At 52.5% G+C, this 11,810-nt stretch carries 11 protein-coding genes; 3 read left to right on the forward strand and 8 right to left on the reverse strand.

The features are described from left to right. Positions 1–22: 22 nt before the first annotated feature. From recG to gmk, 5 genes are read right to left on the reverse strand one after another with little or no spacing between them, the layout of a single operon-like run. Complete coding sequence (recG, locus tag C1192_RS17370) at positions 23–2,104, reverse strand: ATP-dependent DNA helicase RecG (protein WP_001517447.1); 2,082 nt, start codon at positions 2,102–2,104, stop codon at positions 23–25. A 5-nt stretch (positions 2,105–2,109) separates the two neighbouring features. Then, entirely contained in the window at positions 2,110–2,799 is a 690-nt protein-coding gene (trmH, locus tag C1192_RS17375; RefSeq protein ID WP_038355032.1) for a tRNA (guanosine(18)-2'-O)-methyltransferase TrmH, read from the reverse strand. 6 nt (positions 2,800–2,805) lie between these two features. After that, complete coding sequence (gene spoT / locus C1192_RS17380; protein WP_000280466.1) at positions 2,806–4,914, reverse strand: bifunctional GTP diphosphokinase/guanosine-3',5'-bis pyrophosphate 3'-pyrophosphohydrolase; 2,109 nt, start codon at positions 4,912–4,914, stop codon at positions 2,806–2,808. Positions 4,915–4,932: 18 nt separating this feature from the next. Then, complete coding sequence (gene rpoZ, locus C1192_RS17385) at positions 4,933–5,208, reverse strand: DNA-directed RNA polymerase subunit omega (RefSeq protein ID WP_000135058.1); 276 nt, start codon at positions 5,206–5,208, stop codon at positions 4,933–4,935. A 54-nt stretch (positions 5,209–5,262) separates the two neighbouring features. Then, positions 5,263–5,886 (reverse strand): guanylate kinase, encoded by a 624-nt coding sequence (gene gmk, locus C1192_RS17390; RefSeq protein ID WP_001517448.1) that lies wholly within the window; start codon positions 5,884–5,886, stop codon positions 5,263–5,265. Between the two features lie 257 nt (positions 5,887–6,143). Here gmk and ligB point away from each other — a divergent pair, with 257 nt between their 5' ends. Beyond that, entirely contained in the window at positions 6,144–7,829 is a 1,686-nt protein-coding gene (gene ligB, locus C1192_RS17400; protein ID WP_038355031.1) for an NAD-dependent DNA ligase LigB, read from the forward strand. On the opposite strand, the gene C1192_RS17405 is transcribed toward ligB, so the two are convergent. Both C1192_RS17405 and C1192_RS17410 read right to left on the reverse strand, forming a co-directional pair. Beyond that, entirely contained in the window at positions 7,826–8,443 is a 618-nt protein-coding gene (locus C1192_RS17405; RefSeq protein WP_000924289.1) for a trimeric intracellular cation channel family protein, read from the reverse strand. The two genes, ligB and C1192_RS17405, sit on opposite strands and share 4 nt — an antisense overlap. A gap of 253 nt (positions 8,444–8,696) precedes the next feature. Further along, positions 8,697–9,560, reverse strand: coding sequence for a YicC/YloC family endoribonuclease (locus C1192_RS17410; RefSeq protein WP_000621334.1), 864 nt, complete (start codon positions 9,558–9,560; stop codon positions 8,697–8,699). Between the two features lie 126 nt (positions 9,561–9,686). Between C1192_RS17410 and rph the strand changes: the two genes are divergently transcribed. Both rph and pyrE read left to right on the forward strand, forming a co-directional pair. Further along, a complete protein-coding gene (rph, locus tag C1192_RS17415; protein WP_001247086.1) occupies positions 9,687–10,403 on the forward strand; it encodes a ribonuclease PH in 717 nt (238 codons plus the stop codon). 65 nt (positions 10,404–10,468) lie between these two features. Further along, on the forward strand, positions 10,469–11,110 hold the full coding sequence (gene pyrE / locus C1192_RS17420) for an orotate phosphoribosyltransferase (protein WP_001517450.1): 642 nt from the start codon (positions 10,469–10,471) through the stop codon (positions 11,108–11,110). A 36-nt stretch (positions 11,111–11,146) separates the two neighbouring features. Here the strand turns inward: pyrE and slmA are convergent, their stop codons facing one another. Beyond that, positions 11,147–11,743: a nucleoid occlusion factor SlmA gene (gene slmA, locus C1192_RS17425; protein WP_000818603.1), complete on the reverse strand. Its 597-nt coding sequence runs from the start codon at positions 11,741–11,743 to the stop codon at positions 11,147–11,149. Positions 11,744–11,810: the final 67 nt, after the last annotated feature.

Genomic DNA, 11,810 nt, shown 5'->3' on the forward strand with positions numbered 1-11,810 from the left:
GCGGTGCAAATACCGCCGCTTTTTACGCATTCGAATAGCGTTCCGTCTCCGGCATCCAGCGTTCTATCAGGGCTTTTGCCTGCTGGGGATAACGTTCGTGAATATGGCGTGCCAGGCGCTGAACTTCCGGGATCATGGCCTGATCGCGCAGCAAATCAGCCACTTTAAACTCTGCATTGCCTGTCTGGCGCGTGCCCAGCAGTTCACCAGGGCCGCGAATCTCTAAATCTTTTTGCGCAATCACAAATCCGTCGTTGCTGTCGCGTAGCACTTGCAGGCGGACTTGCGCCGTTTTGGAGAGTGGTGTTTTGTAAAGCAGAACACAGTGAGAAGCCACCGCGCCACGACCTACGCGCCCGCGCAACTGGTGTAACTGCGCCAGACCCAGACGCTCCGGGTTCTCGATAATCATCAGGCTGGCGTTGGGGACATCGACGCCTACTTCAATAACAGTCGTCGCAACCAGCAGGTGTAGCTCGCCTTGTTTAAACGACGCCATTACCGCTTGCTTTTCGGCAGGTTTCATCCGCCCATGAACCAGACCGACGTTCAGTTCCGGCAGCGCCAGTTTTAACTCTTCCCACGTTGCTTCGGCTGCCTGCGCTTCCAGTAATTCCGATTCTTCAATCAATGTACAAACCCAGTACGCCTGACGGCCTTCCGTTATGCAGGCGTGGCGCACGCGGTCGATAATGTCGTTACGACGCGTATCCGGGATCGCCACTGTCGTCACTGGGGTACGTCCTGGCGGCAGTTCATCAATGACCGAGGTATCGAGATCGGCATACGCGGTCATCGCCAGAGTGCGGGGAATTGGCGTGGCGGTCATGATCAACTGATGAGGATGAAAGCCCTGCTGCTGGCCTTTCTCCCATAACGCCAGGCGTTGATGCACGCCAAAACGATGCTGTTCGTCGATAATCACCAGCGCCAGACCGTTAAACTGTACCTGTTCCTGGAAGATAGCGTGGGTGCCGACAATCATCTGCACCTGACCGCTGGCGATGGCTTCTTGCTGTGCCAGCCGCGCTTTGCCCTTCTGTTTGCCCGCCAGCCAGCCCACTTCGATACCGAGCGGTTCAAACCAGTTGCGGAAATTATTGGCGTGCTGTTCGGCAAGCAATTCGGTTGGTGCCATCAGTGCCACTTGTTTGCCGTGAGCGATAGCACGCAGCGCAGCGAGAGCGGCAACCAGTGTTTTACCGGAACCTACATCGCCCTGTACCAGACGCATCATTGGCACATCCAGCGCCATATCGCGCTCAATCTCCGCCACCACACGCGCCTGCGCGCCCGTTGGCTTGAACGGTAAGGCAGCGAGCAGTTTGTCCTTCAGCGCGTCACTGGCGCTAAGCGGCTGAGCATGAAAACGTTGGGCACCGGCGCGTAACGCTAACATGCTGAGGTTGTGCGCCAGCAGCTCTTCCAGAATAAGACGACGCTGTGCCGGATGCCGCCCGGTTTCCAGATCGCTGAGCTGTAGTGTTGGCGGTGGACGATGCAGGGTGCGCAAGGCTTCCGGCAGCGTCATCATTCCTTGTGACAGTTCCGGCGGCAGCAGTTCTTCAATGGCGCAGGTGTCGAGCAGATCCAGCGCCTGATCGGTCAGTTTGCGCAGCGTTGCCTGTTTTACACCTTCCGTTGTTGGGTAAACCGGGGTGAGGGTTTCCTGTAACTCCGGAGTACTGAGATCGCCCTGTACGCGGTATTCCGGGTGGATCATCTCCGCACCATATTTACCGCGCTTTGCTTCGCCATAGGCCAATACGCGTCGACCTGTCGCCAGGCTATTTTTCATCGCGGCGTTAAAGTTGAAAAAGCGCATGGTGAGAATGCCGGAACCGTCGCTAATCTGACAGGTCATCATCCGGCGACCGCCGAAGGAGATATTGCAGTTCAGTACTTCGCCTTCCACCGTGGCATAAATGCCCGGCAACAGCTCACCTATGGGATAGAGATGGGTGCGATCTTCATAGCGCAGGGGAAGGTGTAACAGTAAATCCTGCACGGTATGCAGGTTGATTTTCGCCAGTTTGTTACTTTGCGCCGCGCCAACGCCCGTTAGGGAACTGAGCGGGACAGCATCTAACAGGCGACCTTTCATAGCGCTTACCCTGCGGCCTGCATGGTAGCCCACCACTCAGCATCGGCTTCAATCTCGCCTTGTTGATTGACGTGGGGGTAGGGCAGGCCTTTGCGTTTCGCAACTTTAGCCAGCACCGGATAGCCACCTTCAAACAGCAGGCGTTGTTGCTCTGCTTCCGGCAACATACTGTTTTCACGCAGATACATACCCGCGTTTTGCCGCTGACGCTGGGCTTCGTAAAGAATAAGTGCGGAGGCGACGGAGACATTAAGCGACTGCACCATGCCGATCATCGGAATGATGATGTCCTGATCTGCCAGTTCTAATGCTTCCTGCGTGATGCCCGTTTTTTCCTGTCCCATTAAAATACAGGTCGGGCGGGTGTAATCGATTTCGCGAAAATCGACGGCTTTATCAGAAAGGTGGGTTGCCAGAATCTGCATACCCTTACCTTTCAGGTGGGCGACTGCATCGCCAATGGTGCGGTGTGTTTTCACCTGTACCCAACTGTTACTACCAGCAGCAGCCGAAGCCATGGTGCGCATCCGGCTACCAGGCCAGACAGCGTGAACTTCGTGTACGCCAACGGCATCTGCGGTACGAATGATCGCAGAAACGTTATGGGGTTTGTGAACCTGTTCCATGCAGACGGTCAGGTCAGGCTGCCGCCTGGCGAGCATTTCGCAGATGCGTGCATAACGTGTTGGGTTCATAAAACATTAATTTCTGTTTCGGGTGACTTTAATTACGTCTGGCATCACGCGGATTTTGCGCATGATATTTGCCAGATGTACGCGGTCACGTGCGGTCAGACGAATAAAGGCACTGTAGACGCGACCATCTTTCTCTTCTGTATTCAGACTTTGAATATTGGAATTAGTGGTGTTGATCGCTGCTGTCAGGTTTGCCAGTGCGCCCTGATGGTTGAACATTTCAACTTTTATTTCGGTGATGAACTCCTGCGCCGTCTCTTTATCCCATTCCACAGCCATAAACTTCTCTGGCTCTTTCTGATAGCCACGGATGTTACGGCAGGATTCATGGTGGATCACCAGACCCTTACCGGGGCTGACGTGGGCGATAATCGGGTCGCCAGGAATTGGGCGGCAGCATTTCGCAAAGGTGATCAGCACGCCATCGGCACCTTTGATCGGCAGATGCCCGTGACTTTGGGTCGCTGGTGGAATAGAGGCGTCACCATGTTGCAGATTTTTCGCGACCACCACGCTCATTGCGTTACCAAGGCCAATTTCAGCCAGCAGATCGTCAAGCGTTGCCAGCTTCATGCGGTCCAGTTCGCGCTGGATATTCTCCTGCGGAATTTCATTCAGCTTGCGGCTGCCACCTAATGCATGGTTGAGCAGACGGCGACCGAGGCTTACGGAATCATCACGCTTGAGGTTTTTCAGCAACTGGCGAATTTTGGCGCGCGCTTTCGAGCTGACGACAAAGTTCAGCCATGCGGCATTCGGGCGAGCGCCCGGTGCGGTAATGATTTCAACGGTTTGACCACTGGAGAGCGGCTGCGATAGCGGGTACGGCTGGCGGTCGACGCGCGCGCCCACGCAGGCGTGACCGATATCGGTATGCACTGCGTATGCGAAGTCGACAGGTGTGGCACCGGCAGGCAACTCGACAATGCGCCCTTCCGGTGTGAAAACGTAAATCTCATCCGGGAAGAGATCGGATTTAACGCTCTCGATAAATTCGAACGAGCTGCCGGCGCTTTGCTGCAGCTCCAACAGGCTCTGCATCCAACGCTGGGCGCGGATTTGTGCAGTAGTGCTGGTTTCGCCGTGCTCTTTATACGCCCAGTGCGCGGCAACACCCATCTCCGCCATCTGGTCCATATCTTCGGTACGAATCTGGACTTCAACCGGAACGCCGTGCGGGCCAATCATTGAGGTGTGTAAAGACTGATAGCCGTTCGCTTTTGGGATGGCGATGTAGTCTTTCACGCGCCCCGGACGCGGCTTGTACAGGCTGTGCATCTGACCAAGCACGCGATAACAGGTATCGGCATCATGGACGATTACGCGAAAAGCATAGATGTCCATGATCGAGTGAAAACGCTGCTCTTTGAGCACCATTTTGCAGTAAATCGAATAAAGATGTTTCTCGCGACCACTGACACGGCATGGTATTCCCGCTTCCTGCAAACGCCCTTCGATTTCAGAGAGGATTTTTTGGATCATCTCTTTACGGTTGCCGCGTGCAGCTTTCACCACTTCTTTAATCACGCGGTAGCGGTTGGGGTACAGCGCTTCAAAACCCAGCTCTTCGAGTTCGGTTTTAATGTGGTGGATACCTAAACGGTGTGCCAGCGGACTGTATATTTCAAGGGTTTCACGGGCGATGCGGCGACGTTTGTCCGGGCGGAGTGAGCCCAGCGTGCGCATGTTGTGGGTACGGTCTGCGAGTTTGATGAGAATGACGCGGATATCTTGCACCATCGCCATAATCATCTTGCGAAAGTTTTCGGCCTGCGCCTCTTTCTTATCGCGGAACTTGAGTTTATCAAGTTTTGACACCCCCTCTACCAGTTCGGCTACGCTTTTGCCAAAAAGCTGTTCCATGTCCTGGTAGGTGGCGGGAGTATCTTCAATCACGTCATGAAGTAGCGCCGCCATCAGCGTTTCATAGTCGAGTTTCATCTCGGCCAGAATGCAGGCAACCGCTACCGGGTGCGTGATATAGGGTTCACCGCTTGAACGTGTTTGCCCCTCGTGAGCATCACGTGCAACGAGATACGCCTGCCGCAGACGCTTAATTTGGTCTTCCGGCAGGTAGTTTTGAATCAGTTGATTCAGGCTTTCAAACAGATACAAGGGCGACCCGCTTTGTGATTAACGACGACCTTCAGCAATAGCGGTAACGGCTTGTAATTCAGCGGCTTCCTGCTCTTGCTGTTCCTGGCGTTCGCGAACGTCGAGGATCTGGTTGTTGATCAGACCTTCTTCGATTTCGCGCAGCGCGATTACTGTAGTTTTATCGTTTTCTTCCGGTACTAGCGGATCCTTTCCGCCTACCTGCATCTGACGAGCGCGACGCGCGGCGACCAGTACCAGGTCAAAACGGTTACCAATTTTCTCTACAGCGTCCTGAACAGTTACGCGTGCCATACTTAAAAAGCTCCACAGGTGAAGAAATGACTGGGCATGATACTGAAAGAAGGTTCAGTCTGCCAACAATTTGCTGATTAAAGCGTCATGACGTTGCTTTTGGCGACTCATGCGCAAGCGTTCGGCGCGAATAATGGTCTTCAAATCGGTCAATGCGGTATCGAAGTCATCATTCACAATCAAATAATCATATTCGGCGTAATGGCTCATTTCTGCAACTGCTTGCGCCATACGCTTTGCAATGACCTCTTCGCTGTCCTGACCGCGACCGCGTAGACGGCGGTCCAGCTCGATTTTGGACGGCGGTAAAATAAAGATACTACGCGCATGCGGCATCTTCTGGCGAATTTGCTGCGCACCCTGCCAGTCGATATCAAGAAAAACATCCACACCGCTTGCCAGTACTTGCTCAATGGCCTCGCGCGAAGTGCCGTAGTAATTACCGAACACTTCCGCGTGCTCAAGGAATGCATCTCTGCTAATCATTTCTTTAAATTCATCATGATTAACAAAAAAGTAATGCTCACCGTGTACTTCACCAGGACGCGGTGCGCGCGTGGTGTGTGAAACAGAAACCTGGGTGTCATACAACGGTTGGGTTTTTAATAAAGCCTGAATCAGGCTGGATTTACCCGCGCCACTGGGGGCAGAAACAATATAAAGCGTGCCTTGAGCCATGAGTATCTTTCGTATGTGATTAGCGAAATAAAGCCTACATACGAGCTTATTATACACGGCGTGGCCATGTGACGTAGCCCTTGCTCACACTTTTTGCGCAAAGTTGTTGCGTTTTGCGTAGCTGTTTCCGCTATTCCCTGTCATTTACTGCAATCAGGACGATTCTCTGGAAGCATCATCGCACACTTCAGTTTTGCCTCTCGGCTTTGCATTCACCTCGTTGTATACCTGCCAGCCTGACAACAGCGGAGGTGACGATGAAAGTATGGATTGCAGTGTTAATGAGTGTTTTATGCTGGCAATCATCGGCGCAGGGAGTCTGCCCAGTCTGGTCGCCAGCCAGAGCGCATGAAGAAATTTCCCGCCTGCAACAGCAAATAAAACAGTGGGATGAGGATTACTGGAAAAAGGGAAAAAGTGCTGTTGAAGACGGCGTTTATGATCAACTCAGCGCCCGCCTTGCACAGTGGCAACGTTGTTTTGGTGAAGAGGCAACTCGTGAAGCCATGATACTGCCTTTAATTGGAACCGTAATGCATCCAGTTGCTCATACTGGAGTGCGTAAGCTGGCGGATAAAAATGCATTGAGCCTTTGGATGCGTGAACGCAGCGATCTTTGGGTGCAGCCAAAAGTTGATGGTGTCGCGGTAACTCTGGTCTATCGTGACGGAAAACTGATTAAGGCGATCAGCCGTGGCAATGGCCTGAAAGGTGAAGACTGGACGCAGAAAGTGCGCTCGATTCCTTCTGTACCGCAATCCGTCAGCGAACCTTTAGCCAATAGCACACTGCAAGGAGAAATATTTCTCCGGAGCGAAGGTCATATCCAGCAGCAAATGGGCGGAATGAATGCGCGTGCAAAAGTTGCAGGTATGTTGATGCGCCAGGACAATAACGACACGCTAAATTCGCTGGGCGTTTTTATCTGGGCGTGGCCGGATGGACCGCAGTTAATGGCCGAGCGATTGCAGCAGCTTGCAAGCGCGGGATTTAGTCTGACGCAAGCGTACACTCACACGGTGAAAAATGCTGATGAGGTTGAGCGAGCACGTAATGAGTGGTGGAAAGCGAAATTGCCCTTCGTCACCGATGGCGTGGTTGTGCGAGCGGCTAAGGAACCCGAATCCCGCCATTGGTTACCGGGGCAGGCGGACTGGCTGGTGGCGTGGAAATATCAACCTGTGGCACAGGTTGCTGAAGTGAGTTCGATTCAGTTTGCAGTGGGCAAAAGCGGAAAAATATCGGTGGTGGCGTCACTCGCACCAGTCATGCTGGATGATAAAAAAGTTCAGCGGGTGAATATTGGTTCCGTCAGACGCTGGCAGGAGTGGGACATAGCGCCTGGCGATCAAATCCTCATAAGTCTTGCCGGTCAGGGTATTCCACGTATTGATGATGTGGTGTGGCGGACTGCGGAACGCAGAAAGCCGACACCGCCAGAAAACCGCTTTAACTCGTTGACCTGTTACTTTGCTTCTGATGTTTGTCTGGAGCAATTCATATCACGCTTAGTCTGGTTGGGGTCAAAACAGGTTTTGGGGCTGGATGGCATTGGCGAAGCTGGCTGGCGCGCACTGCATCAGACGCATCGCTTTGAGCATATCTTTTCCTGGCTTTCATTAACGCCAGAGCAATTACAGAACACGCCAGGGATAGCGAAAAGTAAAAGCGGGCAGTTATGGCATCAGTTTAATCTGGCTCGTAAGCAGCCTTTTACCCGCTGGGTGATGGCAATGGGAATACCGTTAACCCGGGGGGCGCTTAATGCCGGTGATGAACGGTCCTGGACGCAACTTTTGCAGAGAAGTGAACAACATTGGCAGCATCTGCCGGGAACCGGATCTCGTCGCGCCAGCCAGATTATTGAATGGAAGAATAATGTGCAAATCAAGACGCTAGGTAGCTGGTTGGCTACCCAGCAGATCGCAGGTTTTGTACCTTAATGACCTTCGTGGCTGTAGTAAAAAACGGGTAATCCCAGTTTAAGACGCAGTGCCAGCAAGCGAGCAAAAAAGCCAAACACCAGGGTGGAGATAATCACCACATCATGGTTGGAAACATAGTGTTGCAGTGCGATATACAGCACGGCGGAAGCAAATGAAACCCCGGCATACAGTTCTTTCTGAAAGACCAGCGGGATGCGTTTACAGAACATATCGCGCAAAACACCGCCAAATACGCCGGTTGTCACCGCAGCGACAACGGCAATGATCGGGCCGTGGCCCATATCCAGCGCGACCTGTGCGCCAATGATAGAAAAGACCACCAGTCCGAGCGCATCTAACACCAGAAAGACTTTGCGCAGGTAAGGCATTACGGGAGCAACAATAGTGGTGAGTACCGCGGCGGTGGCGACGATAATCACATATTCCGGATGTTTGACCCAGCCGAGCGGATAGTGGCCCAAAAGTATATCCCGTACTGAACCGCCGCCGATTGCAGTGGCGGTCGCAATAATAATTACGCCAAATGTATCCATGCGCCGCCGTCCGGCCGCCAGCGCTCCCGTCATGGCTTCGGCAGTAATGCCAACCAAATACAAAATGTGTAACAGCATGGTTCTCTCCCTAAAAATCTGTCTGGCAGGGTAGCGATTTGTACGCATCGTCACGATTGAGATTTTTTAAGGTGAGAGGTTATTGATAATATTTAGTTATGTGAAATTGGTGTTTTCTGTAGTTTTAATGCGTTTCTCTTAGATTGTCAGAAGAAAAATGCATTAGAAATATTAGGGCGTGTTTTAAAGTAAATAAGAAGTCTGTATACGTAGCGCCGCTGTAATTTAACAACGGCCTACGGAATTATGAGGGTTACTCGATATTCTGAATCTGTTCGCGCATTTGTTCGATCAGTACTTTCAGTTCAATAGCTGAATTAGTTACTTCGGCATTGATAGACTTCGAGGCCAGGGTGTTCGACTCGCGATTAAACTCTTGCATCATAAAGTCCAGACGACGGCCAACCGCTTCTTTTTTCTTCAGAATGTTGTAGGTCTCTTTGACATGCGCTTCGAGGCGGTCCAGCTCTTCGGCAACGTCAATTCGTTGCGCCAGCAGCACTAACTCTTGCTCCAGGCGATTGTTTTCCAACTGTACCTGAGCATCTTCCAGTTTCGCTACCAGACGTTCACGCTGCCATTGCAGGATTTCCGGCATATGGGCACGAACTTTAGCCACTTCGGCGGTGACACCTTCCAGACGCTGCTCGATCAACGCTTTCAGCGCCTGACCTTCGGTTTCGCGCGCGACAATAAAGTCGTCAAGAGTACCATCCAGCGCAGCGAGAATTTCAGCGGCAATGGCGTCGAGATCCTGCTCCTGAGCTGCCATCACACCCGGCCAGCGCAGGATATCAACCGGGTTGATTTCCCCTTCGTCGCTCTGCATTTTTACCCAGTTAGCAGCAGTTACGAGCTGTTTAGCCAGCTTTTCGTTGAGAATCAGCTCGCCTTGTGCGCTAACATCTGGCTCATAGCGCAGGGTGCATTCCACTTTACCGCGCGTCAGGCGAGAACGAATACGCTCGCGAACGACAGGTTCAAGGCTACGGAACTGCTCCGGCAGACGAAAGTAAGTTTCCAGATAACGCTGGTTTACCGAGCGCATTTCCCAGGTTGCGCTCCCCCATTCACCCTTGATTTCACGCCGGGCGTAGGCGGTCATACTGCGGATCATAGACGTTCCTGTTTTTGAAAGGAGAGGTGGAAGGATTATAGCCATCGATGCCTTGTCAGGATAGGAATAACCGCCGGAAGTCCGTATAATGCGCAGCCACATTTGTTTCAAGCCGGAGATTTCAATATGCGTCCAGCAGGCCGTAGCAATAATCAGGTGCGTCCCGTTACCCTGACTCGTAACTATACAAAACATGCAGAAGGCTCGGTGCTGGTCGAATTTGGCGATACCAAAGTGTTGTGTACTGCCTCTATTGAAGAAGGCGTGCCGCGCTTCCTGAAAGGTCAGGGGCAGGGCTGGATCACCGCAGAATACGGTATGTTGCCGCGCTCCACCCACACCCGTAACGCCCGCGAAGCGGCGAAAGGTAAGCAGGGCGGACGCACGATGGAAATCCAGCGTCTGATCGCCCGTGCATTGCGTGCAGCGGTTGATTTGAAAGCGTTGGGTGAGTTCACCATTACGCTGGACTGCGACGTACTTCAGGCCGATGGCGGCACGCGCACTGCTTCGATCACCGGTGCTTGCGTGGCGCTGGCAGATGCGCTGAATAAGCTGGTTGAGAATGGCAAACTGAAAACCAACCCGATGAAAGGCATGGTAGCTGCGGTTTCGGTGGGTATCGTTAATGGCGAAGCGATTTGCGATCTGGAATATGTTGAAGACTCTGCCGCAGAAACGGACATGAACGTGGTGATGACCGAAGATGGGCGGATCATTGAGGTTCAGGGAACGGCAGAAGGCGAACCATTCACCCACGAAGAACTCCTCACCTTGTTGGCGCTGGCCCGAGGGGGAATCGAATCCATTGTAGCGACGCAGAAGGCGGCGCTGGCAAACTGATTTTTAAGGCGACTGATGAGTCGCCTTTTTTTTGTCTGTAGAAAAGTAAGATGAGGAGCGAAGGCATGAAACCATATCAGCGCCAGTTTATTGAGTTTGCGCTTGGCAAACAGGTATTAAAGTTTGGTGAGTTTACGCTGAAATCCGGGCGTAAAAGCCCCTATTTCTTCAACGCCGGACTATTTAATACCGGGCGCGACCTGGCACTGTTAGGCCGTTTTTACGCTGAAGCGTTAGTGGATTCTGGCATTGAGTTCGATCTGCTGTTTGGCCCCGCTTACAAAGGTATTCCAATCGCGACCACAACCGCTGTGGCACTGGCGGAGCATCATGACCTTGACCTGCCATACTGCTTTAACCGCAAAGAAGCAAAAGACCACGGCGAAGGTGGCAATCTGGTTGGTAGCGCGTTACAAGGACGAGTAATGCTGGTGGATGATGTGATCACCGCCGGAACGGCGATTCGTGAGTCGATGGAAATTATTCAGGCCAATGGCGCGACGCTTGCTGGCGTGCTGATTTCGCTCGATCGTCAGGAACGTGGTCGTGGCGAGATATCAGCGATTCAGGAAGTTGAGCGTGATTACAACTGCAAAGTGATCTCTATCATCACCCTGAAAGACCTGATTGCTTATCTGGAAGAGAAGCCGGACATGGCGGAACATCTGGCAGCCGTTAAGGCTTATCGCGAAGAGTACGGGGTTTGATAAAAAACGCCGGATGGTAAGTCATCCGGCGTCATTTTATTGCAACTGCGCGGCAATCAACGGCCAGCGAGCGTCAAAGTCATCCGTCGGGCGGTATTTAAACTCGCTGCGGACAAAACGAGACAGCATCCCTTCACAAAATGCCAGAAGTTGGCTTGCCAGCAACGTTTCATCGGTGGTGTAACCTTCACCCTCACGCATTCTCTTTTCACGCAATACCTGACGCAGTTGCGCTTCAATACGCTCGAACAGTTGGTTGATGCGCCCTTGCAGGCGGTCTTGTTCGAACATTAGCGCATGGCCGGTGAGGATACGGGTCAGGCCTGGATTACGCTCGCCAAAACCGAGAAGTAGCAACACAATCAGACGCAGACGCGCAGTGGTGTCCTTCTCATCTTTCAGAATCAGATTAATGCGAGTAATCAGGCTATCTTCGATAAACTCAATCAGGCTATCGAACATGCGGGTCTTACTGGGGAAGTGGCGATACAGAGCCGCTTCGGAAACGCCGACAGAGGCGGCCAGTTTCGCCGTCGTGATACGTTGGCTTCCATCGCTGGATTCCAGCATCAGCGCCAGAGACTGAAGTATTTCTTCGCGACGGTTCCTTTTCGCAGTTTGTTTTTCTGCCATGTTACAAAATACCCCTGAAAATAAGCACTTGCCAGGCGGCACCCACGCTATGACCGCAAACAAAATG

Source organism: Escherichia marmotae (assembly GCF_002900365.1).
GTDB classification, from domain to species: domain Bacteria; phylum Pseudomonadota; class Gammaproteobacteria; order Enterobacterales; family Enterobacteriaceae; genus Escherichia; species Escherichia marmotae.